General features: G+C 65.6%; 21 protein-coding genes. 7 read left to right on the top strand and 14 right to left on the bottom strand.

Going from position 1 to position 25,558, the window contains the following annotated elements:
• Positions 1 to 38: 38 nt before the first annotated feature.
• From DNK34_RS07585 to DNK34_RS07540, 10 genes are all read right to left on the bottom strand, one after another.
• On the bottom strand, positions 39 to 1,223 hold the full coding sequence (locus DNK34_RS07585) for an ATP phosphoribosyltransferase regulatory subunit (protein ID WP_131173331.1): 1,185 nt from the start codon (positions 1,221 to 1,223) through the stop codon (positions 39 to 41).
• Between the two features lie 337 nt (positions 1,224 to 1,560).
• On the bottom strand, positions 1,561 to 2,430 hold the full coding sequence (hflC, locus tag DNK34_RS07580) for a protease modulator HflC (RefSeq protein ID WP_131173332.1): 870 nt from the start codon (positions 2,428 to 2,430) through the stop codon (positions 1,561 to 1,563).
• The gene (gene hflK, locus DNK34_RS07575) at positions 2,430 to 3,602 is read right to left on the bottom strand and encodes an FtsH protease activity modulator HflK (protein WP_131173333.1); all 1,173 of its coding nucleotides are present in this window, start codon (positions 3,600 to 3,602) and stop codon (positions 2,430 to 2,432) included. The genes hflC and hflK overlap by 1 nt, the downstream gene beginning before the upstream one ends.
• A 97-nt stretch (positions 3,603 to 3,699) precedes the next feature.
• Positions 3,700 to 5,001, bottom strand: a complete 1,302-nt coding sequence (gene hflX, locus DNK34_RS07570; RefSeq protein ID WP_131173334.1) for a ribosome rescue GTPase HflX — start codon at positions 4,999 to 5,001, stop codon at positions 3,700 to 3,702.
• A 15-nt stretch (positions 5,002 to 5,016) separates the two neighbouring features.
• A complete protein-coding gene (gene hfq / locus DNK34_RS07565; RefSeq protein WP_042554464.1) occupies positions 5,017 to 5,277 on the bottom strand; it encodes an RNA chaperone Hfq in 261 nt (86 codons plus the stop codon).
• Positions 5,278 to 5,390: 113 nt separating this feature from the next.
• Positions 5,391 to 6,362: a tRNA (adenosine(37)-N6)-dimethylallyltransferase MiaA gene (gene miaA, locus DNK34_RS07560; protein WP_131173335.1), complete on the bottom strand. Its 972-nt coding sequence runs from the start codon at positions 6,360 to 6,362 to the stop codon at positions 5,391 to 5,393.
• Between the two features lie 87 nt (positions 6,363 to 6,449).
• Positions 6,450 to 8,315 (bottom strand): DNA mismatch repair endonuclease MutL, encoded by a 1,866-nt coding sequence (gene mutL, locus DNK34_RS07555; protein WP_131173412.1) that lies wholly within the window; start codon positions 8,313 to 8,315, stop codon positions 6,450 to 6,452.
• A gap of 5 nt (positions 8,316 to 8,320) precedes the next feature.
• A complete protein-coding gene (locus DNK34_RS07550) occupies positions 8,321 to 9,751 on the bottom strand; it encodes an N-acetylmuramoyl-L-alanine amidase (RefSeq protein ID WP_411269282.1) in 1,431 nt (476 codons plus the stop codon).
• 8 nt (positions 9,752 to 9,759) lie between these two features.
• Positions 9,760 to 10,227, bottom strand: coding sequence for a tRNA (adenosine(37)-N6)-threonylcarbamoyltransferase complex ATPase subunit type 1 TsaE (gene tsaE / locus DNK34_RS07545; protein WP_131173336.1), 468 nt, complete (start codon positions 10,225 to 10,227; stop codon positions 9,760 to 9,762).
• Entirely contained in the window at positions 10,215 to 11,744 is a 1,530-nt protein-coding gene (locus tag DNK34_RS07540; RefSeq protein ID WP_131173337.1) for an NAD(P)H-hydrate dehydratase, read from the bottom strand. The genes tsaE and DNK34_RS07540 overlap by 13 nt, the downstream gene beginning before the upstream one ends.
• A gap of 58 nt (positions 11,745 to 11,802) precedes the next feature.
• Here DNK34_RS07540 and queG point away from each other — a divergent pair, with 58 nt between their 5' ends.
• Positions 11,803 to 12,870, top strand: a complete 1,068-nt coding sequence (gene queG, locus DNK34_RS07535; RefSeq protein ID WP_131173338.1) for a tRNA epoxyqueuosine(34) reductase QueG — start codon at positions 11,803 to 11,805, stop codon at positions 12,868 to 12,870.
• Between the two features lie 233 nt (positions 12,871 to 13,103).
• On the opposite strand, the gene orn is transcribed toward queG, so the two are convergent.
• Both orn and DNK34_RS07525 read right to left on the bottom strand, forming a co-directional pair.
• Positions 13,104 to 13,646: an oligoribonuclease gene (gene orn, locus DNK34_RS07530; RefSeq protein WP_131173339.1), complete on the bottom strand. Its 543-nt coding sequence runs from the start codon at positions 13,644 to 13,646 to the stop codon at positions 13,104 to 13,106.
• Positions 13,647 to 13,908: 262 nt separating this feature from the next.
• Positions 13,909 to 14,712 (bottom strand): class I SAM-dependent methyltransferase, encoded by an 804-nt coding sequence (locus DNK34_RS07525; RefSeq protein WP_131173340.1) that lies wholly within the window; start codon positions 14,710 to 14,712, stop codon positions 13,909 to 13,911.
• Positions 14,713 to 14,829: 117 nt separating this feature from the next.
• On the opposite strand from DNK34_RS07525, the gene rsgA reads away from it, so the two are divergent.
• Complete coding sequence (gene rsgA / locus DNK34_RS07520) at positions 14,830 to 15,861, top strand: small ribosomal subunit biogenesis GTPase RsgA (RefSeq protein WP_131173341.1); 1,032 nt, start codon at positions 14,830 to 14,832, stop codon at positions 15,859 to 15,861.
• A gap of 43 nt (positions 15,862 to 15,904) precedes the next feature.
• Here rsgA and motB read toward each other — a convergent pair whose 3' ends face one another.
• Entirely contained in the window at positions 15,905 to 16,921 is a 1,017-nt protein-coding gene (gene motB, locus DNK34_RS07515) for a flagellar motor protein MotB (protein ID WP_131173342.1), read from the bottom strand.
• Positions 16,922 to 16,926: 5 nt separating this feature from the next.
• Positions 16,927 to 17,778 (bottom strand): flagellar motor stator protein MotA, encoded by an 852-nt coding sequence (motA, locus tag DNK34_RS07510; protein ID WP_131173343.1) that lies wholly within the window; start codon positions 17,776 to 17,778, stop codon positions 16,927 to 16,929.
• A 121-nt stretch (positions 17,779 to 17,899) separates the two neighbouring features.
• Here motA and DNK34_RS07505 point away from each other — a divergent pair, with 121 nt between their 5' ends.
• From DNK34_RS07505 to DNK34_RS07485, 5 genes are all read left to right on the top strand, one after another.
• Positions 17,900 to 19,420, top strand: coding sequence for an HDOD domain-containing protein (locus DNK34_RS07505; RefSeq protein WP_131173344.1), 1,521 nt, complete (start codon positions 17,900 to 17,902; stop codon positions 19,418 to 19,420).
• Positions 19,421 to 19,487: 67 nt separating this feature from the next.
• Entirely contained in the window at positions 19,488 to 20,303 is an 816-nt protein-coding gene (locus DNK34_RS07500) for a rhodanese-like domain-containing protein (RefSeq protein ID WP_131173345.1), read from the top strand.
• Positions 20,304 to 20,472: 169 nt separating this feature from the next.
• Positions 20,473 to 21,336 (top strand): archaetidylserine decarboxylase, encoded by an 864-nt coding sequence (gene asd, locus DNK34_RS07495; protein WP_131173346.1) that lies wholly within the window; start codon positions 20,473 to 20,475, stop codon positions 21,334 to 21,336.
• A gap of 157 nt (positions 21,337 to 21,493) precedes the next feature.
• Positions 21,494 to 23,299 carry a molecular chaperone gene (locus DNK34_RS07490; protein WP_131173347.1) on the top strand — a complete coding sequence of 602 codons (1,806 nt, stop codon included), beginning with the start codon at positions 21,494 to 21,496 and terminating at the stop codon, positions 23,297 to 23,299.
• 63 nt (positions 23,300 to 23,362) lie between these two features.
• The gene (locus DNK34_RS07485) at positions 23,363 to 25,429 is read left to right on the top strand and encodes an EAL domain-containing response regulator (RefSeq protein ID WP_131173348.1); all 2,067 of its coding nucleotides are present in this window, start codon (positions 23,363 to 23,365) and stop codon (positions 25,427 to 25,429) included.
• Positions 25,430 to 25,558 lie beyond the last annotated feature (129 nt).

Genomic DNA, 25,558 nt, shown 5'->3' with positions numbered 1-25,558 from the left:
GGCGAAAGTAATTCAGGATAGACGACCGCGGCGGCCCGTCAGGCCAGGGCCAGCACTTGCCAGCGGCCGTCCTGCAACAACAGCTGGCGGTCGCAACCGGCCGCGTCGGCATCGGCGAGCGCCTGGCCGGGCAGCGCCTGCACCACCCGCACCCCCTCGCCACGCAGACGCCGCACCGCCTGCCACAGATAGACATCATGACTGTCCGGCGCCCAGACGCCGCCCGGCTGCTCGTCGAGCGGCATGCGGCCCAGGCTGACCAGGGTTTTCAGATCGGTGGAAAAGCCGGTAGCCGGACGCGCGCGACCGAAGTCGGCGCCGATGTCGTCATAGCGGCCACCCTGGGCAATCGACTGACCGACGCCCGGCACGAACGCGGCGAACACCACGCCGGTATGGTAGTGGTAGCCACGCAGCTCACCGAGATCGAAGTACAGCGGCAATTCGGGATAACGCAGGCTCAGCGCATCGGCGATGGCCAGCAGGTCATCCAGCGCGGCATGCACCTCGTCCGGCGCCTCGACCAGGCAGGCCTGCGCCAGATCCAGCACCTCGCGCCCACCGCACAGCTCGGCCAGGGCACGCAGCATGCGGCTCAGGGACTCCGGCAAGGCCTCGGTCAGCGCGTCGATTTCATCCGTCGCCTTGCGCTGCAGCGCATCGAACAGCTGCTGCTCGACCTCGCCGGACAGCTCCGCGGCGCGCGCCAGGCCGCGGTAGATGCCGACATGCCCCAGGTCCATGTGCACATCCGGCACCTCGGCCAGCTCGAGGGTATCGACCAGCAGGCTGATCACCTCGACATCGCTGGCCGGGCTGGCGTCGCCATAGAGTTCGGCGCCGAGCTGAATCGGACTGCGCGAGGTGGTCAGCGCGCGTGGCTGCGCATGCAGCACGCTGCCGGCGTAGCACAGTCGGCTCGGCCCCTCGCGACGCAGGGTATGCGCATCGATGCGCGCCACCTGCGGCGTGATATCGGCGCGAAACCCCATCTGCCGACCGGACAGCGGGTCGGTTACCTTGAAGGTGCGCAGATCCAGGTCCTGGCCGGCCCCGGTCAGCAGCGATTCCAGGTATTCGATATGTGGCGTCACCACGAATTCGTAGCCCCAGCGCTGGAACAGATCCAGCACCTGACGGCGTGCCACTTCGATGCGCGCCGCTTCCGGCGGCAGTACTTCCTCGATGCCATCTGGCAGCAGCCAGCGGTCTACCGTTGCCATTTCGCCATTCCCCTCTTGATCCGGGCGGCACAAGCCTTCAGTGAAGCAGATAAAGGAAAGCTGAAGTCGGCAGCAGGCCGATCAGCCCCAGACACGGGCGCCGAAGCGATCGATGAATCGATTGCACGAGACCCCCACGCCAATGGCGCGGACAGAGGCAAGGCCGATGGCCTTGATAGACAGAACGTAACGCTCAGTTCGTGCCGCATGATTCCCACAGGCGCAAAAAAGCCGGGATTTTCCCGGCTGCCGCATCATACCACGCCCTAAGCCTCAAGCCACAAGCCCAAGCGACAAGCGAGCACCGGGCTTCGACTTGCCGCTTGCAGCTTGCAACTCAGGGCCTGGATTTTTCCAAGTAACGGAAGAAATCGCTGCCCGGGTCCAGCACCAGCACGTCACGCTTGTCCGCGAAGCTTTCACGGTAGGCGCGCAGGCTGCGGTAGAACGAGTAGAACTCCTGGTCCTGAGCGTAAGCCTGCGAGTAGATGGCCGCCGCCTGGGCATCCCCCTCACCGCGCAGTTCTTCGGCCTGACGATAGGCCTCGGCCAGCAACACCCGCTGCTGACGATCGGCATCGGCCCGGATACCTTCGGCCAGTTCCTTACCCTTGGCGCGGTGTTCGCGCGCCTCACGCTCACGCTCGGAACTCATCCGATCGAACACGCTGCGGTTGACTTCCTTGGGCAGGTCGATGGCCTTGACGCGCACGTCCACCACCTCGATGCCCAGCTCACGCTGGGCCGCGCGGTTCAGCGAAGCGGTCACGTCCGCCATCAGCGCATCACGCTCGCCGGAGACCGACTCGTGCAAGGTGCGCTTACCGAACTGGTCACGCAGCGAAGCCTCCAGACGACGCGACAGACGCTCATCGGCAATCTGCTTCATGCCCGAGGTCGCCGTGTAGTAACGCTCGGCATCGAGCACCCGCCACTTGGCGTAGGCATCGACCATCAGCGCCTTCTTCTCCAGGGTCAGGAAGCGCGAGTTGACGGTATCCAGCGTCAGCAGACGGGCATCGAACTTGCGCACCTGGTTGACGTAGGGAATCTTCACGTGCAGGCCCGGCTGCACATCCGGCTCGACGATCCGGCCGAACTGCAGCAATACCGCCCGCTCGGTCTGCGCGACCACGTAGAAGCTGCTCCAGGCGATCAGCGCCAGCACCACGCCCACGATCAGGGTCACCAATGATTTATTGCCCATCAGCGGCTCTCCCTTGTACGCATGTCGGACTGACGCAGGTCATTGCCCACGCGCGCGCCCAGATCGCCAGCACCGGCGCCGGAAATGCTGCTCGGCGCGCCGCTGTTGCCACCGCGGCTGTCGATCATCTTGTCCAGCGGCAGATAGAGCAGGTTGTTCTGCCCCTTGTCGCCGGTCACCAGTACCTTGCTGGTCTTGCTCATCATCTCTTGCATGGTGTCCAGATACAGGCGCTCGCGGGTGACCTCCGGCGCCTTGCGGTATTCCGCCACCAGCGCGGTGAAGCGGTCGGCCTCACCCTGGGCCCTGGAAATCACTTCGTCACGGTAACCACTGGCATCCTCGATCAGACGCTGGGCCTGACCACGCGCCTCGGGCACCACACCATTGGCGTAGGTTTCCGCCTGGTTCTTCTCGCGCTGCTCGTCTTCACGGGCGCGGATCACGTCGTCGAAGGCTTCCTGAACCTCGCGCGGCGCCGCGGCGCTCTGCAGGTTCACCTGGGTGACGGTGATACCGGTGCGGTAGGTGTCGAGGAAACGCTGCAGGCGCTCGTGCACTTCGCTGGCCATCAGCTCACGGCCTTCGGTCAGCACCTGATCCATTTCGGTGGAGCCGACCACGTGGCGCACGGCGCTGTCGGTGGCGTGCTGCAGGCTGGTTTCCGGCATGTCGACGTTGAGCACGAAGTCCTGCAGGTTGCTGATCTTGTACTGCACGGTCAGCGGTACTTCGATGATGTTCTCGTCTTCGGTCAACATCTGCCCCTGCTTGCTGTAGGCACGCTCGCGGGTGACGTTTTCCTGGAACTTGCGATCGATCGGCGGGAAGTAGATGTTCAGACCCGGACCAACCGTCTCATGGTATTTACCGAAACGCAGCACGACGGCCTGTTCCTGCTCATCGACCACGTAGATAGCGCTGTACAGCCAAAAGGCAGCGAGCACGGCCAGGCCGACGAACAGCAGGCCGAAACCGCCGCCCTTGCCGCTGGAACCGGAGCCATTGCTGTCGCTGCCACGTTTCTTGCCGCCACCGAACAGGCCATTGAGGCTGTCCTGCAGCTTGCGGAAGGCTTCGTCGAGATCCGGCGGCCCCTTGCGGTCGCCGCCCTTGCGGCCACCCCAAGGATCCTGATTGTTCGAGTTGCCACCCGGCTCATTCCAAGCCATAGCGCTCTCCATACTGATAAAGCAAAGACGCGCCAACGGCGCGCCCGCCAATGCTACCGAATGCCCGCTCTCAGCGGCAAAATCACTGTCGCGGGCTTTATTGCAAAGTGTGTTGCTCGATGAATTCTAGCGGCTGCAGACCTTCCCGGCTGACCAATCGATTCAGTTCGACCCGCGGCAGACGCACCGACAGCAGACTGCTGCCATCGTCGGCATAGGCCTCGTGCTGCACCGCGCCCTGCTCGAACAGCTGGGCACGCAAGCGCGCCAGTTGCTGCGGCAGTTGCAGGGTCGCCACGAACAGGTCATCGCCGAGCAGTTCGGCCACCGCCTGCCCGAGCAGCGGCAGGCCACGACCGTCACGGGCCGACAACCATACACGTTGCGGCCGACCATCGGCATCGCGCTGAATCTGCGGCTCGACACCTTCAAGCAGATCGAGCTTGTTGTAAACCTCGAGAATCGGCAGATCCTGCGCGCCGATCTCGCCGAGCACCGCCAGCACCTGCTCGATCTGCGCCGTGCGCTCGGGCTCGTGCGCATCGATCACGTGAATCAGCAGGTCGGAGTTGCTCGATTCCTCGAGCGTGGCGCGGAACGCCTCGACCAGCTTGTGCGGCAGATGACGGATGAACCCCACGGTATCGGCCAGCACCACCGGCCCCAGATCGTCGAGCTGCAGACGGCGCAGGGTCGGATCGAGGGTGGCGAACAACTGATCGGCCGCGTACACGTCCGACTCGGTGAGGGCGTTGAACAGGGTGGATTTGCCGGCGTTGGTATAGCCGACCAGGGATACGGAAGGAATGTCGGCGCGCCTGCGACCGCGACGGGCCTGCTCACGCTGACTGCGCACCTTCTCCAGCTTCTGCTTGATCTGGCGGATGCGCACCCGCAGCAGACGCCGGTCGGTTTCCAGCTGGGTTTCACCCGGACCGCGCAGGCCGATACCGCCCTTCTGCCGCTCGAGGTGGGTCCAGCCGCGCACCAGGCGCGTGCTCATGTGATCGAGCTGCGCCAGCTCGACCTGCAGCTTGCCTTCATGAGTGCGCGCGCGCTGGGCGAAGATGTCGAGGATCAAGCCGGTGCGATCCAGCACGCGACACTCGAAGACGCGCTCGAGGTTACGCTCCTGACTGGGCGTGAGGACATGGTTGAAGATGACCAGATCGGCCTCGCAGGCCTTAACCTGGTCGCGCAGCTCTTCAACCTTGCCACTGCCTATGAGGTACTTCGCCGTGGGCCGATTGCTCGGCACACTGAGAAACGCCACCGCATCGGCGCCGGCCGACAGGGCCAGCTCCTGAAACTCCTGCGGATCTTCGCTTGCCTCTGAGTTCTGGCTATCCAGATGAACCAGGATGGCCCGCTCCCCCCCTTCATGGCGCTCGAAGAACAATGCAGCCCCCTAGGGTCAGGCGTTACCAGGCTCGGACTCGGCCTGCTCGGATTCGGAAGCGCTCGGCAGACGGACCGGACGGCTCGGAACCACGGTGGAGATCGCATGCTTGTAGACCATCTGGCTGACGGTGTTCTTCAGCAGGATGACGAACTGATCGAAGGATTCGATCTGGCCCTGCAGCTTGATGCCGTTGACCAGATAGATGGAAACCGGGACGCGTTCCTTACGCAGGGTATTGAGGTAAGGGTCTTGTAGCGAATGCCCTTTTGACATGTGCCGCACTCCTTTAATGGATCGATAATCGAATAGTTTTTTTGAATGAGATTGAACCAGCAAACGGCTTTAAGGCTGCCTTCCCCCAAGGATAGACGGCCAACGGCAAGGTCTCAGGCCAATATGGAGACCGCCGCCAAGTATTTCAAGGCACGCGGCAGATTGTCGCAATCCAGGCTGTCCAGCCAGTGCACCCCGTCCCAGCCACGCAACCAGGTGAACTGTCGCTTGGCCAGCTGGCGAGTGGCGATGATACCGCGCTCGCGCATCAGCGAAGCGCTCAGATTGCCTTCCAGATGTTCCCAGACCTGCCGATAACCCACTGCCCGTATAGACGGCAGCCCCACGTGCAAGTCACCTCGTCGATGCAGGCGTTCGACCTCGGCAACGAAGCCCTGTTCCAGCATCCGGTCGAATCGTTGCGCAATTCGCTCGTGCAGAACCTGACGCCGTGCCGGCGCCACGGCCAACTGCGCCACAGTATAGGGGAATCGACCGGCCTCTGGCGCGTCATTCCCCGGATTCTGTTCGGCCTGCCGCAGACGGTGCTCGGTCATGGTCGAACCGCTGACGCGAAACACCTCCAGGGCCCGGGTCAGACGCTGCGGATCGTTGGGATGGATGCGCGCCGCCGATTGCGGATCCACCGCCCGCAGCTCCTCGTGCAGCACCTCCCAGCCCTCGGCCAGCCCCCGCGCCTCCAGTTCGGCCCGCACCTCGGCATCGGCCCCCGGCATATCGGCCAGACCGTCGAGCAGGGCCTTGTAATAGAGCATGGTGCCGCCCACCAGCAGCGGAATCCGCCCACGGGCGCTGATAGCGGCCATGGCGGCCAGGGCATCGCGGCGGAACTCGGCCGCGGAATAGGATTCGGCCGGATCGCGGATATCGACCAGGTGATGGGGAAACTCGGCCAGCACGTCCTTGTCCGGCTTCGCCGTGCCGATGTCCATGCCCCGGTAGACCAGGGCCGAATCGACGCTGATCAGCTCGCACGGCAGCGCGCGGGCCAGGGCCAGGGCCAGATCGGTCTTGCCGGCGGCGGTCGGGCCCATCAGGAAGATGGCGGGGGGCAGCGAAGACATCGGTAAAACTCGGCTGAAGGGAAGACAGAAGGCTGAACGGAAAGCGGCTCTACGTCCAGCTTCGCGCCTCGGGGCCGTTAGCGGGTATCACTGCCCGCGCAGGAACAGTTTGTCCAACTGGTCCATGCTCATCTGCGTCCAGGTCGGCCGCCCATGGTTGCACTGGCCACTGCGCTCGGTGTGCTCCATGTCACGCAGCAGCGCGTTCATTTCCGGCAGGGTCAGGCGCCGGTTGGCGCGCACCGAGCCGTGGCAGGCCATGGTGCCGAGCAACTCGTTGAGGTGGGCCTGGATGCGATCGCTGGTGCCGTACTCGAGCAGATCGGACAACACATCGCCGACCAGCCGCGTGGCCTCGGCCTGCTTGAGCAGCGCCGGAATCTGCCGGATCGCCAGGGTTTCCGGGCCCAGACGCTGCAGCTCGAAGCCGAGCTTCTGGAACCACTGGCCATGCTCTTCGGCGCAATCCGCCTCGCGCTGGCTCACGGCAATGGATTCGGGCACCAGCAAGGGTTGCCCGCGCAGCCCTTCACTGGCCATGGCCACCTTCAGGCGTTCGTAGGTGATGCGCTCATGGGCGGCGTGCATGTCGACCACCACCAGACCATTGGCGTTTTCAGCGAGGATGTAGATCCCCTTGAGCTGGGCGATGGCATAGCCCAGGGGCGGGATATCGCCCTGTGCTTCCGGCAGCACGACCGGCACACGGGTCGCCGGCATCGGCGCGAAGAACTCGCGGTACACGCCTTGCGCCTCGGCGGCCGGCAGCGCCGCCTCGCTGCGCTGGCCCTGATAGCCGGCGCCCGGCGAGCGCCAGACCGACTCGACCGGACGCTCCAGCACACTGGCGGCCAGGCCCATCTCACCCTGGGGGCCGAACTCGCCAGCCGCCTGCCCGGTGGGCCGCAACAGGGTCTCGACCGTGGCCGGCGTGGCCAGCTGATCTTCCGGACGGACTTCGCCAAGCGCCCGATGCAGGGTGCCGTAGAGGAAGTCGTGCACCATGCGCCCATCGCGAAAACGCACTTCATGCTTGGTCGGGTGCACGTTGACGTCGACCGACGCCGGATCGATCTCCAGGAACAGCACGAAGGTCGGATGCCGGCCATTGAACAGCACGTCGCGGTAGGCCTGGCGCACGGCGTGGGCGACCAGCTTGTCGCGCACCATGCGCCCGTTGACGTAGAAATACTGCAGATCCGCCTGACTGCGCGAGAAGGTCGGCAGACCGACCCAGCCCCACAGATGCAGGCCGTTGCGCTCGATCTCGATGGGCAGGGCCTGCTCGAGAAAGCCCGAACTGCACACCGCCGCCACCCGCCGGGCACGGCTGACGTCGTCATTGGCCTCGTGCAGGGACAGCACGCTCTTGCCGTTGTGGCGCAGGTGGAAGGCCACATCGAAACGGGCCAGGGCCAGGCGCTTGATCACTTCCTGCAGGTGATCGAACTCGGTCTTTTCCGCCTTGAGGAACTTGCGCCGCGCCGGGGTGTTGAAGAACAGGTCGCGCACTTCCACCGAGGTCCCGACCGGATGCGCCGCCGGCTGTACCCGGGGCTGCATGTCGCGGCCCTCGGTTTCCACCTGCCAGGCCTGCTCGGCATCGGCGGTGCGCGAGGTCAGCGTCAGGCGCGCCACGGAGCTGATCGAGGCCAGCGCCTCGCCGCGAAAACCCAGGCTCATCACCTGCTCGAGATCCTCCAGCTCGCGAATCTTGCTGGTGGCATGCCGGGCCAGGGCCAGGGGCAGATCGTCCGGGGCGATGCCGCTGCCGTCGTCACGCACGCGCAGCAGCTTCACGCCGCCCTGCTCGACGTCCACTTCGATACGCCTGGCACCGGAGTCCAGGCTGTTCTCCAGCAGTTCCTTGATCACCGAGGCCGGCCGCTCGACCACCTCCCCCGCGGCGATCTGGTTGGCCAGGCGCGGGCTGAGGAGCTGGATACGCATCATCTCGCTCATGGTTGTGCCGCCAGCGCGGTGGCGGGAATCTGCAGGGTCTGGCCGACCTTGATCACATCGGACTTCAGCGAATTGGCGCTGCGCAGGGTGGCCAGGCTGATCTGGTAACGCTGGGCGATCAGCGCCAGGCTCTCGCCGGAGCTGACCACGTGCTCGCGCGGCCCCTGGACGATGCGGCCGTTGTCGCGCAGCCAGGCGACATAGGTGCCGGGCGGCGGGTTCTGCTCGAAGAACTGCTTGACGCCGGTGACGATGGAGCGCGACAGGGTCTTCTGGTGACTGGCCGAGGCCAGCTTGCGCGCCTCGTTGGGATTGGAGATGAACCCGGTTTCCACCAGGATCGAGGGGATGTCCGGGGACTTCAGCACCATGAAGCCGGCCTGTTCGACACGGCGCTTGTGCAGCGGCGTGATCTGGCCCATCTGGCTCAGCACCTTCTGTCCAACGTTGAGGCTGGACGACAGCGAAGCGGTCATCGACAGGTCGAGCAGCACCCCGGCGAGCATCCGGTCCTTGTCTTCGAGGCTGACATTGCCGGCCCCGCCGATCAGGTCGGACTGGTTTTCCGCGTCGGCCAGCCAGCGCGCGGTCTCCGAGGTGGCGCCGCGATCCGACAGGGCATACACCGACGCGCCGAAGGCTGCGGCACGCGGCGCCGCGTCGGCGTGAATCGAAACGAACAGGTCCGCGCCCTTCTTGCGCGCGATTTCGGTGCGCTTGCGCAGCGGGATGAAATAGTCGCCCGTGCGCACCAGCTCGCCACGGAAGCCCTTCTCGGCGTTGATCTGGCGCTGCAGCTCCTTGGCGATGGCCAGGGTCACGTGTTTTTCGAACTGGCCCTTGACCGGCGACAAGGCGCCGGGGTCTTCTCCGCCGTGGCCGGCGTCGATGGCGATCACGATATCGCGCTTGCCACCCGCGATGGGCGCCAGCTTGGGCGGCGCCTGGGTCGGCGTGACCGGTACCGGCGGCGCCGTGGTCACGGTGGTGGACGGCAGGCTCGGCGCGGCATCCGAGGCCTGATCGAACAGGTCGACGACCAGGCGGTGGCCGTACTGCTGGTTCGGCGCCAGGGTGAAGCTCTTGGGCGTCACCTGGGCGGACAGGTCGATGACCACGCGCAGCTCATCGGCCGAGCGCTGGGCCGAACGCACCGCGGTGATCGGGGTATTGCTCAGGGGCAGCTTGTCCAGCTCGGTGGTGAGCTTGGCGCCGTTGACATCGATGACGATGCGATCCGGCGCGGTCAGGGTGAACACGTTGTGCTGCACCGGCCCGGACAGGTCGAAGACCAGCCGCGTGTTGTCCGGCGCCCGCCACAGGCGAACGCTGCGCACATCCGAGGCGGCCAATACTTCGGCAGCCATGACCGCCAACACCAGCCCGACCGCGATGAAACGCGCGCCTATGCGCATACCCGCCCCCACTCTCTTGTTCATGCTCCAGTGGCCAACGCGGCGCACCAGTTGTCGCCTTTCGCGCTATTGCTGCGAAACAGCAGCGAACGTCCGCGCTCTCGCGGGGTAATGGTAATGTCCAGATCGGCCTTTGGCAAAACGCCCGCACCACGCTGGGGCCACTCGACCAGACATAGCGCGTCGCCCTCGAAATAGTCGCGGATACCGAGAAACTCCAGCTCCTCCGGATCGACCAGCCGATAGAGGTCGAAATGAAACGCCCTGAACGAGCCGATCTGGTACGGCTCGACCAGGGTGAAGGTCGGGCTTTTCACCGCGCCGACATGGCCCAGGCCACGGATGATGCCGCGCGACAGGGTGGTCTTGCCCGCGCCCAGGTCGCCCTGCAGATAGATCACCCCACGCGCCTCGCTGATCTGAGCGATACGCGCCCCCAACGCCAGCATGGCCTCTTCATCGGCGGCGAACAGTTCTAATTCGGACAAACGGGTTGCTCCACAACGGCTGACTGCAAAACCGATAATTCCTGCAACACATGGCGGATAGCGTCGCACAGATCGCTCGCCGCCAGACCATTTCCTTTGCCCGCCAGATGCTCGCCGGCGCAGGCATGCAGCCATACCCCCAGGCTCGCGGCATCCAGGGGCGAGCAGCCCTGGCCGATCAGCGCGCCGATCAGCCCCGCCAGTACGTCGCCGAGCCCGGCGCCGGCCATCACCGGATCGCCACGGTCACACAACAGCAACCGGCCCGACGGATCACTGACCAGGGTACCAGCGCCCTTGAGTACGCACACTGCCTGGTAACGCTGTGCCAGGCGCCGCGCCGCGGCCGGACGATCGCCCTGCACCTGTGCGCTGGAGATGCCCAGCAAGCGCGCCGCCTCGCCCGGGTGCGGCGTGATCACGCAGGCGGGGGGCAGCGTCACCGCTCCGGCCGCCAGCAGATTGAGCGCATCGGCATCCCAGACCTGCGGCACGTCGCAGACCGCCGCCGCCGAAAGCAGGCTGCGCCCCCAGGCACCCTGGCCAAGGCCGGGGCCCACGACCCAGACACTCACCTTCGCCGCCAGGGCGTGCAACTGATTGGCCGAGGCGACCGCCAGCGTCATCACCTCCGGCAGGCGCGCCTGGGCCGCGCCCACATGCTCGCCACGGGTGGCCAGCGAGACCATGCCCGCGCCACCGCGCAAGGCACTCTGCGCCGACAGCAGCGCGGCGCCGCCGGTACCTCGGTCGCCGCCAACCACCAGCACATGGCCCAACTGCCCCTTGTGCACGGTAGGCGCACGCGGCGACAGACGCGGCAAGCACTCGCCAGCCAGGCGCTGCGCCAGGCAATCCTGTTCGGCGACCAGCGCCGCATCGGCCTGCAGATCGTCGAACAGCAGCTCGCCCACCCAGTCCGGCGCCATGCCGACGAACAGGCCGATCTTCAGGCCGACCAGGGTGACCGTCAGTTGCGCTTTCACGGCCACCCCCAGTACCTGGCCGGTATCGGCGCACAGCCCGGAGGGAATATCCACGGCCAGTACCGGCAAACCGCTACGGTTCAGCGCCTCGATGGCCCGCGCATAGGGGTCGCGCACGGCCCCCTGCAAGCCGGTCCCCAGCAGCGCATCGACCACCACGCCCTGCAGCGGCGCAGTTTCGTCCCATGCCTGAACGCTGACACCGGCGGCCCGGGCCTGGTCTCGGGCCAGTGCGGCATCGCCCTGCAGGCGCTGCGGGTCGGTCACCGCCAGCACGCGCACCTGCCAGCCGGCGCGCAGGGCCAGCGCCGCCAGCAGGTAGCCATCGCCGGCATTGTTGCCGTGCCCGGCCAGTACCGTGAGCGCGCCGGCATCCGGCCACTTGCGCCGCAAGGCCCGCCACAGGGCGTAGGCAGCGCGCTGCATGAGCACAGACCCCGGCGTGCCGGCGGCGATCAGCCGGGCATCCAGCGCCCGTACCTGGGCGGCACTGTAGAGGGCGTTGGGCAGATGGCCTGGAGAATGCAGCATGCGTGAGCTCCGATGTCTGGCAGAATTATACGCACCGCAACCCAGGTTCCCGTACAGCATGAGTCACGTCGCCCTCGATCTCGCCAGCCTGGCCCAGTCCATCAAGGACTGGGGCCGTGAGCTGGGCTTCCAGCAGGTCGGCATCGCCGGGCTGGAGCTGGGCGAGCACGAGGCACACCTGCAGCGCTGGCTGGATGCCGGCTATCAGGGCGAGATGGACTATATGGCCGCGCACGGCCGCAAACGTTCACATCCCGACGAACTGGTGCCCGGCACCCTGCGCGTGGTGTCGCTGCGCATGGACTACCTGCCCGGCGATACGCAGATGGCGCAGCGCCTGGGCGAGCCGGAAAAGGCCTACGTATCGCGCTACGCCCTCGGTCGGGATTACCACAAGCTGATCCGCAAACGCCTGCAACAATTGGCCGAGCGCATTCAGCAGGTCATCGGTCCGTTCGGCTATCGCGCCTTCGTCGACAGCGCCCCGGTGCTGGAAAAAGCCATCGCCGAACAGGCGGGACTGGGCTGGATCGGCAAGAACACCCTGGTGCTCAACCGCAAGGCCGGCAGCTACTTCTTTCTCGGCGAGCTGTTCGTCGACATCCCCCTGCCGGAAGATCCGCCCCACGGCAGCGAACACTGCGGCCGCTGCAGCGCCTGCCTGGACATCTGCCCCACCGCGGCCTTCGTCGGCCCCTACGTGCTCGACGCCCGGCGCTGCATTTCCTACCTGACCATCGAACTGAAGGGCTCGATCCCCGAGGAACTGCGCGCGCCGATCGGCAACCGGGTGTTCGGCTGCGACGACTGCCAGATGGTCTGCCCCTGGAACCGCTTCGCCCGCCCCAGCGAACAGCACGACTTCCAGCCCAGGCACAGCCTGGACAACGCCGAACTGGCGCAACTGTTCCGCTGGAGCGAAGACGAGTTTCTCAGCCGCACCGAAGGCTCGCCCCTGCGCCGCGCGGGCTACGAACGCTGGCTACGCAACCTGGCCGTGGGCCTGGGCAATGCGCCGTCGAGCATTCCGGTACTCGAAGCCCTCAACGCCCGCCGCGACCACCCCTCGGCGCTGGTGCGCGAGCATGTCGAGTGGGCGCTGGGGCGGCATGGGGTGGTTTCTTAGCTGGACGCTGGACAGGCGTTGTGGTTGGCCTCGCCACCGTCAAGCTTTTTCGTTCAGCCTTCCGCGCTCTTATCGGCCTCTGGCTCGTAGCCTGGGTTGAGCGCAGCGATACCCAGGTGAAACCTTCCCGGGTGTCGCTGCGCTCGACCCGGGCTACCCGGCTTTTCGTCCAGCCTTCAGCCTCCAGCGCTTTTTTCGACTTCCAGCTTCAAGCTTCCAGCCGCCTTTCCTCCTCACACCTTGAGCAGGTGCTGGCGGTAGTACTTGAGTTCGGCGATGGACTCGCGGATGTCGTCCAGGGCCTGGTGGCTGCCCTTTTTCAGGAAACCGTCCTTGATCGCTGGCGCCCAGCGCTCGGCGAGGATCTTCAGGGTCGAGACATCCAGGTAACGGTAATGAAAGTAGGCCTCCAGAGCCGGCATGTACTTGTAGAGAAAGCGCCGATCCTGGCCGATGCTGTTGCCACAGATCGGCGACTTGCCTTTCGGCACCCACTGCTCGAGGAAGGCGATGGTCTGCGCCTCGGCCTCGGCCTGGCCGATGCGGCTGTCGCGCACGCGCTGGGTCAGGCCGCTCTCGCCATGGGTGCGGGTGTTCCACTCATCCATGGCCGCCAGCAGGTCGTCGCTCTGATGCACGGCGATCACCGGACCCTCGGCCAGCACGTTGAGGTCACTGTCGGTGACAATGGTGGCCATCTCGATGATGACATCCGTCTCGGGGTCGAGCCCGGTCATCTCCAGGTCGATCCAGATCAGGTTCTGAGGATTCTGCATGCTGCGCTCCTTGGTAGAGTCGCCAGTTTAGCCTGAAAGGCAGCGGCAAGCTGCAAGCAAGGCGTGCTGGCAGTGAGACGGTTTTTTGTAGGAGCCGCGCCCCCGCGGCGATCGGTGGCGCACCGCGGCTTCTGCTGGACGGCCACGATCGCTTCGACCCGAGGTTAGGGCTCCTACAGTGGAACCCTCTGACCCCGACGGGTTATTGCCCGCTGAAAATCACGACGACATGCGCTTTTACCTGCCGCCTGCGGCCACTGTTTTACCCTCCCGCGCCGCTCTTCTCCCAGACCAGCAGCCGCGAAGCGCGCCAGTCATCCAGTTCGATGACCCGCTGTGGCGCCACCCCGGGAATGTCGAAGCTGTTGCTGACCAGCCAGGCGCCAGCCGGCAGCTCGGCGTCGACCTTGGCCCACAGCCTGGCCATGGGCGCCGGCGAGAGAAAGCAGTAGGCGACGTCGAAGCCGGACAGCTCGGTATGCCACAGGTTTTCATAACGGATCCGGCAATTGCGCCGCCCCAGGCAGCGCAGACGGGCGATGACATAGGGCAGCGGCGCGGTTTCGACACCGACGAATTGCGCCTGGGGAAAGCGCCGGGCCAGCCACAACAGAGTGCCGGCCGGGCCACAACCGAGATCGACGAACGAAAAGTGCGCACCACGCTGTTCGAGCAGGCTGGCCAGCTCGCGGCGACTGCCCGCACCAGTGAGGTACAGCGGCACCCGCTCGCCGAAGCTGTTCCAGTTCAGCAGCAGCAAGAGCACGAAACCGACGAGAAACAGCCAGGACGGCAGCGGCGCACCGCTGGCCAGCAACAGCGCCGGGACGAAGGCCAGGTTCAACCACCACCACCAGCGCGACAGCCCCAGCCAACGCGCCAGGCTGGCGGCCAGCAGCCCGTGCAGCAGGCCGGCCGCCAGCCAGCTCGGGCGCCAGGTGGAAACCTGGGCCATGGCGTGGATCGTCGCGGCCAGCGCCAGTGTCACGCTCAGTTGGATCAACAGCGCCAGCAGCGCCGGATAGCGCTCGCCCAGACGGCGCAACGCGCGAAGAGAGGGGGCCATGCAGGGGACTCGTGCGCAAGACAGGCGGCCAGTCTACCGCTCACATGGCGAAAATACCCATCTGCCGGCGTGCTAGACTGCCAGCCGTTTTTCAGCGTCTCTCAACTCGGAAGCCCCATGGCCAAACGCCAACTCAACCGCCGGCAGAACTGGCGTATCGAAAAGATCCAGGGCGAGCGCGCCGCGCGTGCGGCCAAACGCGAATCGCGCGTGATGGAAACCCTGGAGGGCGGCGACCTGGGCCCGGAGCAGACCGGGCTGGTGATTGCCCACTTCGGCGTGCAGGTCGAGGTCGAAGCGACGGATGGCGAACTGGCGGGGCAGGTGTTCCGCTGCCACCTGCGCGCCAACCTGCCGACCCTGGTCACTGGCGACCGCGTAGTCTGGCGCCCCGGCAACCAGGGCATCGGCGTGATCGTCGCGCAACTGCCGCGCGACACCGAGCTGTGCCGACCGGATACCCGCGGCCAGTTGAAGCCGGTGGCGGCCAACGTCGACCTGATCGTCATCGTCTTCGCACCGCTGCCCGAGCCCCACGCCAACCTCATCGACCGCTACCTGGTGGCCGCCGAACACGCCGGCATCCGCCCGCTGCTGCTGCTGAACAAGGCCGACCTGATCGATGCGCAGAATGAAAGCGCACTGAACACCCTGCTCGGCGTCTACCGCCAACTGGGCTACCCCTTGCTGGAGGTGTCCGCCCGCGAAGGCGATGGCATGGAGCAACTCAAGCAGCGCCTGGACGGGCATATCAGCGTGTTCGTCGGCCAGTCGGGCGTGGGCAAGTCGTCGCTGGTCAACAGCCTGCTGCCGGGGGTCGATACCCGGGTCGGCGCCCTCTCGGAACTGACCGGCAAGGGCACCCACACCACCACCACCGCGCGCCTGTTCCACTTCCCGGGCGGCGGCCAGTTGATCGACTCGCCGGGGATCCGCGAGTTCGGCCTGGTGCACGTCAGCCGTGACGACGTGGAGGCGGGGTTCATCGAGTTCGCCGAGCTGCTAGGACATTGCCGCTTCCGCGACTGCAAGCATGACCGCGAGCCCGGCTGCGCCTTGCTCGAGGCGCTGGAGGACGGGCGCATTCAGCCGCAGCGCATGAACAGCTACCGGCATATCCTCGCCAGCCTGCCGGAACCCCAGTACTGACCGGCAGGGACCGCGTGGCTCGCGGCGCTTGCCACAGCTCAGCTCACTGCTGATCCAGCTTCAGGACCCCGTCCTCGAAGATATTCAGGCGCTCGCGCAGCTCACCGCTCGGCAACGGCTGTTGCGTGGCCGCGCCAGCGCCGGCTGCGGGCGTGTCGGGCGGGCTCTGTTCGGCGGCGCCATTGGCACCGCCCTGCTCGCCTTCGATGGTGCGCTGGGCCTTCTTGGTCAGCACGGTGATATCGATACGCCGGTTCACCGGATTGAAGGGGTCGTCGCGATCGAACAACGCCGATGAGGCGTAACCGACCACCCGCGCCACCTGCTCGTCATCGTAGCCCCCGGCGATCAGCACCCGCCTGGCGGCATTGGCGCGGTTGGCCGACAGCTCCCAGTTGCCGAAACCGCCGGCTCCGGCGAAGGGCTTGGCGTCGGTATGCCCGCTGATGCTGATCTTGTTCGGCACCGCCTTGATGGTATCGGCCATGGCCAGCAGGATGTCCTCGAAATAGGGCTGCAGCTGGGCGCTGCCGAGGGCGAACATCGGCCGGTTCTCGGCGTCGACGATCTGGATGCGCAGGCCGTCCTGGGTGATCTCGAACAGGATCTGATCCTTGAAGCGCTGCAACTGCGGATTCTCCTCGACCTTGTTCTGCAACTCCTGCAGCAGCAGCTCGAGACGCTCGCGTTCCAGCTCCTCGGTCATGGCTTCGGCTTTTTCCGCGTCGAGCTCCGACTGATCCTGGATATCGACATCCGCCTGATCGCCCGGCGCATCCTGCGGCAGATCGTTGAGCGTGCGATCCGGCGAAGGCGTCGGCGAACCGCCGAGATCGATCACATAGGGACTGGCACTCTCGGAAAAGCCGATGGGGTCCTTGAAGTAACCGGAAATCAGCTTCTTCTGTTCGGGCGTGGCCGAGGACATCAGCCACATCACCATGAAGAACGCCATCATGGCCGTGGCGAAGTCGGCGAAGGCGATTTTCCAGGCACCGCCGTGGTGGCCGCCGACAACCTTCTTGACCCGCTTGACGATGATCGGCTGGTTATTTTCCATCGCGCTTAGTTCCCACGCATCGCCTGTTCAAGCTCGGTGAAGCTCGGACGGTGCGCCGGGTACAGGGTCTTGCGCGAGAACTCCACCGCCAGCGACGGCGGCATCCCGGACGCGGAGGCGACCAGGCCGGCCTTGATCGCCTCGTAGACGTTCAGCTCTTCCTTGGCATCGTGTTCCAGCGCCGCGGACAAGGGCCCGAAGAAGCCATAGGCGGCGAGAATACCGAGGAAGGTACCGACCAATGCGGTACCGACCTTCTCGCCGATCTGCGCGTTATCCGCCTCGGCGAGGATCGACATGGTGATGACGATCCCCAGCACCGCCGCGACGATACCCATCGCCGGCATGCCGTCGGCGATCTTCGAGACGGCATGGGCGGGGTGTTCGAGCTCGTCCTTGAGGCTGCTCAGTTCCATGTCGAACAGGCCTTCGAGCTCGTGCGGCGCCATGTTGCCGGAGGACATGATGCGCAGGTAATCGCAGACGAAAGCCACCATGCGCTCGTCATTGAGCACCGCCGGGTACTTGCTGAAGATGGGGCTGGCGGCGGGGTCCTCGAGGTCGGCCTCGATCGCCATCATCCCTTCGCGGCGGCTCTTGTTGAGAATCTCATAGAGCAGGCGCAGCACTTCCAGGTAGTAATCATGGGTGTAGCGCGACTTGAACATCTTCAGCGACTTCTTGAAGACGGTCATGAACATGCTGCCCGGGTTCGACTGCAGGAACGCCCCGAGGGCGGCGCCGCCGATGATCATCACTTCGAAGGGGTGCACCAGCGCCATGATGTGGCCGCCAGACAGAACGAAACCGCCGAACACGCTGGCGAAGACAACAAGGATGCCAATGATTTTTGCCATAGAAAGGAACTTACGGAAGTGAGAAGAAAGGGCAGCGCAAAACAACCCTTCTATTTATCGGAAGATTTGCGCGAGACTATAGTCAGTTAAGTCGAAAAAAAGCCAGCCTGGCACGATTCCCATGCCCACTGCTCTGCCGCTACCGCTACCGCGCACCCTCGATGCCTGGCTGAAACAGCTGGACGGGCAAGTGCTGCCCATTCCGCTGCAGAATCACCGGCAGGTGCGCCACGCCCTGACCGACAGCCGCCGCTCACTGCGCGAGATCGCCGACCTGATGCAGGGCAGCCCGGCGCTGGTGCTGTGCGTGTTGCGCGAGGTCAATCGCAAGGGCAGCGGCCAGGGCGAAGCGGCGGAAAGCCTGGAAATAGCCCTCAGCCGTCTCGGCCTCAAGCGGGCCGAAGAACTGCTGGCGCGCATTCCGGCCAAGGCTCTGCCCGACATTCCCCAGTCGCTGCGGCAGATCCAGTTGATCAGCCAGCACGCCGCCCAGCAGGCCAGCGGCCTGTTCGGCGCACGCCTGGCCAGGCTTTGGCAGGAAATCCACTGGGGTAGCCTGCTGTTCCTCTCGCCGGTGTGGACGCTGCTGGCCGCTCACCCGCAGCTGTTCCAGGCCTGGGAACAGCGGGTGCTGATACAGGGCCAACGCGCCTCGCGGGTCGAGCAGGACCTGCTCGGCGTATCGCTGTTCGAACTGTGCCTGGCGCTGGTCGAACACTGGCGCCTGCCGGCCTGGATCGTCCAGGGCTACCGGCTGCTGGTCAACGACCGGCGCATGCTGGCCGGAGCCCTGCGCCTGGCGCGCCTGCACGACGCCCCCTTGCGCCAGCAGCAGGCACTCGACGCCGACGCGGCCCTGCAACGCTGGCTGACCCAGCCGGCCAACAGCATCCTGCTGGCCAACGTGCTGGCGGTATCGGCGCACAACGCCTGGAGCGGCCGGGAAAGCCGGCGCTGGCAGCGACTCACCAGCCTGTACCTGCAGATGCCCCTGGCCGAACTGCATCAGCATATCCACCAGAACGCGGCGCAGAGCGCACGCCAGCAAGCCACCCGTGGTCTCTGGCATCCGGCCGAAGCCCTGCTGTGGCCCTGGAATACCCGCCACTTCCAGGTACTGCCACCGGTCACCGCCGCTGCGCAAGCGCTCAACTGGCGCCAGCGCTGCGAACAGTTGCTGGCCCAGCCCAGTGCCTTCAACAATGTCCAGCAGCTCACCACGTGCGCCAGCCAGGCCTTGCAGGCTGCCGGCATGTCGCGCCTGGTGCTGTTGCTCGCCGACCGCAACCACAGCCGCCTGCAGGTGCAACAGCATGCCGGTGTCGACGCCAGCGCCGCCGGGCTGGTCCTCGATCCCGGCCAGAGCCAGGTACTGCGCCGCCTGCTGCAGGCACCTGCGCAGCTACGCCTGATCCCGACCAATATCGCCCAGTTCTCGGCGCTGCTGCCCGGCGCCCTCAAGGCCCTGTTTCCCAGCGAACACCTGCTGATCCGTTCCCTGGCCAGCAACGGGCGGGTGGTCATGATCGTCCTCGCTGACCAGAATGCCGGCCCCATCAGCGACATCAGCCTGCAGGGCTTCAGCAAGACCGCGCAATGTATCGAGCGGGCTCTGGACACGTTCAGCAAACGTAACCGCTGAGCCTGACCACAGGGCCCCGGGGCTTTGCGCTACAATCCCAGTCTTTATCTTCGACAAGAGGCCCTGCATGACTGCCTTCGACGAACTGCCGCTGGTCATCGAGCCCGCCGACCTGGCTACGCGCCTGGAGGCACCGCAACTGATCCTGGTCGACCTGACCAGCAGTGCCCGCTATGCCGCCGGACACATTCCAGGCGCCCGCTTCGTCGATCCCAAGCGCACGCAACTGGGGCAACCGCCAGCGCCCGGCCTGCAGCCCGAGCGGGCGCAACTGGAGCAACTGTTCAGTGAGCTGGGCCACAACCCGGATGCCGTCTACGTGGTTTACGACGACGAAGGTGGCGGCTGGGCCGGGCGCTTCATCTGGCTGCTGGATGTGATCGGCCACGGCCACTATCACTACCTCAACGGCGGCCTGCTCGCCTGGGAAGCGGAACAGCGCCCCCTGAGCCAGGACCTGCCGGAGCCGGCCAGTGCCAGCGTGTCGCTGGTCTTGAGCGCAGCACCGACGGCCAGTCGCGAATACCTGCAATCGCGCCTGGGCGCCAGCGACCTGGGCATCTGGGATGCGCGCTCGGCCGAGGAGTATCGCGGGGAGAAAGTGCTCGCGGCGAAGGGCGGCCACATCCCCGGCGCCACCCACTTCGAGTGGACCGCCGGGATGGATCGAACCCGCGCCCTGCGCATCCGCGAGGATATCCAGCAGCAGCTGGAGCAACTCGGCCTGAGCGCCGACAAGGAAATCATCACGCACTGCCAGACCCACCACCGCTCCGGCTTCACCTATCTGGTGGCCAAGGCGCTGGGCTACCCACGGGTCAAGGCCTATGCCGGCTCCTGGGGCGAGTGGGGCAATCACCCGGACACGCCGGTCGAACGCTGAGCCCGCCGTTACGCTCTAACGGTACAGAAACGGGCTGCTGCGCCAGCCCGGTTGGCGCAGCGCGCTGCGAAAGGGCGAGCGGAGCGAGTCGTGCTCACGCCAGCCCGCCCACGGCTCCAGCCCATACAATCCGCCCGGCCAGCGACGGCCGCGCACTCAAGGAAAGACGATGAAAGAACGCCTGTTTATCCTCAGCCAGTACCTGATTCCGCACCACCTGCTGTCGCGCCTGATCGGCTGCGCCGCGGAGTGCCGCGCAGCCTGGTTCAAGAACCGCCTGATCACCTGGTTCGCCAGGCAGTACCGGGTCGACATGAGCGAAGCCCAGATCGAAGACCCGACCGCCTTCGAGCATTTCAACGCCTTCTTCACCCGCGCCCTCAAGGACGGTGCGCGTCCGCTGGACGCGACGCCAGGCGCGGTTCTCAGCCCGGCCGACGGCGCCATCAGCCAGCTCGGCCGCATCGAACACGGTCGCGTGTTCCAGGCCAAGGGCCACAGCTACAGCGTCACCGAACTGCTGGGGGGCGACAGCGAGCGGGCCGCGCCTTTCATGGGCGGCGACTTCGCCACCGTGTACCTGTCGCCCAAGGACTACCACCGCGTGCACATGCCCCTGGCCGGCACCCTGCAGGAAATGGTCTATGTGCCCGGTCGTCTGTTCTCGGTGAACCAGAGCACCGCCGAGAACGTCCCCGAACTGTTCGCCCGTAACGAGCGCGTGGTCTGCCTGTTCGACACCGAGCGCGGGCCGATGGCCGTGGTGCTGGTCGGCGCGATGATCGTCGCCTCCATCGAAACCGTGTGGGCCGGCCTGGTCACGCCACCCAGGCGCGAGCTGAAGACCCAGCGTTACGACGAAGCGGCACGGGCACCGATCCAGCTGGACAAGGGCGCCGAACTGGGCCGTTTCAAGCTGGGCTCCACCGCCATCGTCCTGTTCGGCCCCGGGCAGGTGCAATGGGCAGCCGAGCTGGGCGCCAACAGCCCGGTGCAGATGGGGCAGTTGCTGGCCACCCCCCACGGCGGCTGAATCGGCAGTGGCTGCCCGTGGTTTCCGGCGCTGCCCGGCCGTACCTGACCAAGTGACGCAGCACAATGGCTGCGACACGGGTCAGATACTGCTAGAGTTCGGGTCACGATCCCCCGAAAGGTTCGCTCGCATGCAGGCGTTGGAGTACCCGAGTTAGATGGATAAACAGAGTCCCCACCTTTTGCTCCGCGTCCCTACGCCGACCAAACAGGGCCTGTCCTTCTGCGATACCACGCCCCGCGACCTCAAGCGCTGGATCGCCGGTCTACCGAAAGCCAATATCGGCGAAACCGCGCGCCAGCTCTACCAGGCCCTGATCGAACTCAACCAGTTGCGCACCCCCTCGGAAAACCGCCTGCAACTGCTCGAGATGCTGCGGCCGGAGGTGTACTTCGTCTGCCAGCACCTGGAACGGCACTTTCTCAACCAGGCCATCGTCCTCGACGAACGCCCGCGCAAGGTCGCCAACCTGTGTCAGGCCCTGCAGAACCACCTCGCCGTCGGCTACAAACTGATCATTTCGCGCCTCGCCTCGAAGACGGGCCGTGAGCGCAACCAGTTGCTCAGCGTGGCCCTGCAGCGCGCCATCCACGGCCTCAATGGCCCGCTGATCCGGACCAGCCAGTTGTACTGCCCGGTTCCCGAAGGCCTTTGGCTGGAACTGCACCAGCTCTATCAGATAGCCCGCCAGAAGGACCTGCAGAAAGTCCTCATTCGCGACCCGCTGGCCCGCCATACCCAGGGCCTGAGCGTGGAGCAGAGCTATACCGTGGCACTGCTGCTCGGCTGCGCGCGCTGCAACCAGATGCGCCAGAGCGCCATCGCCCGCCTGGCCGAAGTGCTCGAGCCCTGGAGCACCCTGGTCAGGCTGCAGCCCGGCGGCGGCGCCTCGAGCATCTTCGCCGTCGCCCCCCAGCTCGACGGTCCGCCGCGCTATACCTCGCTGTTCCAGCCGAGCGAGCTGCAAGGCGCGCTGGGGATAGATCCGCACCCTCTGGTCGATGCGATCAAGAAATACCTGCTGCTCGGCCCGGAAGAGCGCAGCAAATCCCGCCTGCTGGTGCCCGAGGGCTTCAGCGTCGACATGTTGCAGCATGTGGCGGCGGCCTGGGGCGACATCTCCGAGCGCACCTTCCAGCGCACCCCGGGCCAGGGTTCGATGACCCTGTGCATCGGTATGAGCGCGCTGAACTACTACCTGGCCAACCGCCGCGCATTCAGCGAAATCCTCAAGCTGCCGGTGGAAAGCGCCGCGGTGTTCAAACCGATCAGCAGCAACGACTCGGATGTCTGGGCCAACGCCTTCGACGCGCAGCGGATCAACGACTGGGAACACGGCCTGCCCTTCGAGGAAATCGAATACCGCAAGCCGTCCTCTCCCGAAGAGCCTCAGGAACCCAACACCGGCGAAAGCTACCCGACCTACGTGCTGCCTATCATCAATCACAGCCCCGGCGGCTACTGCCTGTCGTGGCCCAAGGAAGTGCCCAGTCAACTGCAGGCCGGTGAACTGCTGGGCGTGCAGGACACCCCCGAGCAGGGCTGGAGCGTGGCCGTGGTGCGCTGGATTCGCCAGGTACGTGGCGGCGGCACGCAGATGGGCATCGAACTGATCGCGCCGCACGCACAGTCCTGCGGCCTGCAGCTGGTGCGCAAGGCCGAGCAGAGCAGCCAGTACCTGCGCGCCCTGCTGCTACCGGAGATATCCGCCATTTCCCGCCCCGCCTCACTGATCACGCCGCGCCTGCCCTTTCAGGAAGGCAGCAAGGTGATGCTCAACATCAATGGCCAGGAACGCCGCGCGGTACTGAGCCACAAACAGACCAGCACCGGTAGTTTCAGCCAGTTCGAATACCGCGATGTCGAGCATAAAAAAGCTGATCACGCGACACCCGTCACAGGCTCTGGAAGCCATGCGCCGACCGGGGAGGAAGACTTTGACTCGCTCTGGAAGTCGCTGTAGATTGCCAGCACTCCCTCTTTTCCCGCCTTTTCCTGCTTTTTCTACGCAGATTCGACATCGCTAATGGCCATCGAAAAAAAAACCATCCGCCTGCTGATTCTCGAAGACTCGCAGAACGAGGCCGAACGTCTCGTCAGCCTGTTCCGCAACGCCGGCAACGCGACCCGCGTTCACCGCCTGACCTCCAGCGACGACCTGCTCGAAGCCCTGCAGCACAGCTGGGACCTGCTGATCTGCGCGCCGACCTGCGAACACCTGGAGCCCCATGAGGCCCTCGCCGCGATCCGCCGTCAGGCCAAGGACATCCCGGTCATTCAACTGCTCGCCGACAACGAATCCGACAGCGTTACCGAGGCGCTGTCCCTGGGCGCCCAGGATGCATTGCCGCAGGGCGAGGACGAGCGCCTGGTGCTGATCGCCCGGCGCGAACTGGGTAACCTCGAGGAACGCCGGGCGCGCCGCGCCGCCGAGGTCGCCCTGCGTGAAGCGGAAAAACGCTGCCAGTTGCTGCTCGAGAGCTCGGTCGACGCCATTACCTATGTGCACGACGGCATGCACATCTATGCCAACCGCGCCTACCTCGAGCTGTTCGGCTACGACGACGGCGAAGAACTCGAAGGCATGCCGATGATCGACCTCATCGCCAGCGCCGACCAGGCCACCTTCAAGGATTTCCTCAAGCACTACCAGAGCCTGGAGGGCAGCGCCGAGCTGACCTGTTCGGGCGTCAAGGCCGACGGCAGCAGCTTCGCCGCGCGCATGAACTTCTCGCCCGCCACCTACGATGGCGAACCGTGCATCCAGGTGGTGATCCGCGCCGAAAGCGGCAATGCCGAACTGGAAGAGAAGCTGCGCGAGATCAGCAGCCAGGATCTGGTCACCGGCCTGTACAACCGCATCTACTTCATCGAGCTGATGGATGCCGCCGCCTACCACGCGGTTCACGACGAACAGCCGGCGAGCATGTCCTACATCCGCGTGGATCGCTATACCGCCCTGCTCGGCGAAGTCGGCCTGGCCGGTATCGACCTGCTGCTCACCGACCTGGCCAACCTGCTGCGCGCGCACTTCCCGCAAGATGCCCATCTGGCGCGTTTCGGTGACGACGTGTTCGCCGTGCTGCAGCCCGGGCAGTCCCCGGAGCAGTGCCGCGGCATCCTGGAAACGCTGCTGAAGAAAGTCGAAGGGCACCTGTTCGACATCAACGGGCGTACCGCGCAGACCACCCTGTCGATTGGCGTCGCCGGTCTCAACGAGACCACTCCGAAGGCTCAGGAAGTGATCGACCGCGCCCAGCGCTGCGCCGACGAACTCGACGAAGGCAACACCCTCAAACTGTACGATCCCGCCGATGAACTGGCCGCGGCGGCGAGCCGCGGCAACGTCGTGGCCATGGTGCAGCAGGCCCTGGAACAGAACAGTTTCCGCTTGCTGTTCCAACCGATCATCAGCCTGCGCGGCGACGATCACGAGCACTATGAAGTGCTGCTGCGCCTGCTCAGCCCGAGCGGCGAGGAAGTACCACCGGGCGAATTCCTCGGCGCCGCCAAGGAAGCGGGCCTGGGCGAGAAGATCGACCGCTGGGTGATTCTCAGCTCGATCAAATTGCTCGCCGAGCACCGCAGCAAGGGCCACGCCACGCGCCTGTTCGTGCACCTGTCCAGCGCCAGCCTGCAGGATCAGACCCTGCTGCCATGGCTCAGCGTCGCCCTGAAAGCCGCGCGCCTGCCCGCCGACGCCCTGGTGTTCCAGTTCAGCGAACCGGATGCCATCGCCTACCTGAAACAGGCCAAGGCACTGACCCAGGGGCTCAAGGACCTGCACTGCCACGTGGCCCTGAGCCAGTTCGGCTGCGCCCTGAACCCGTTCAACACGCTCAAGCACCTGCCCATCGACTTCGTCAAGGTCGACGGCTCCTTCTCCCAGAACCTGTCCGACGCGGCCAATCAGGAAGCGCTGAAAACCCTGCTGGCCAGCCTGCACGGCCAGGCCAAGCTGACCATCGTGCCGTTCGTGGAAACCGCCAGCGTGCTGGCGACGCTGTGGCAGGCCGGGGTCAACTACATCCAGGGCTACTACCTGCAGGGCCCCAGCCAGTCGATGAACTACGACTTCTCAGCCGACGAATAGCTGGCTGGAGGCTGGAGGCTGGAGGCTGGAGGCTGGAGGCTGGAGGCTGGAGGCTGGAGGCTGGAGGCTGGAGGCTGGAGGCTGGAGGCTGGAGGCTGGAGGCTGGAGGCTGGAGGCTGGAGGCTGGAC

It is taken from the genome of Phytopseudomonas dryadis (assembly GCF_004327355.1).
GTDB classification, from domain to species: Bacteria; Pseudomonadota; Gammaproteobacteria; order Pseudomonadales; family Pseudomonadaceae; genus Aquipseudomonas; species Aquipseudomonas dryadis.
The sequence above is the reverse complement of the archived record's forward strand: the minus strand, read 5'-3'. Positions and strand labels throughout refer to the sequence as shown.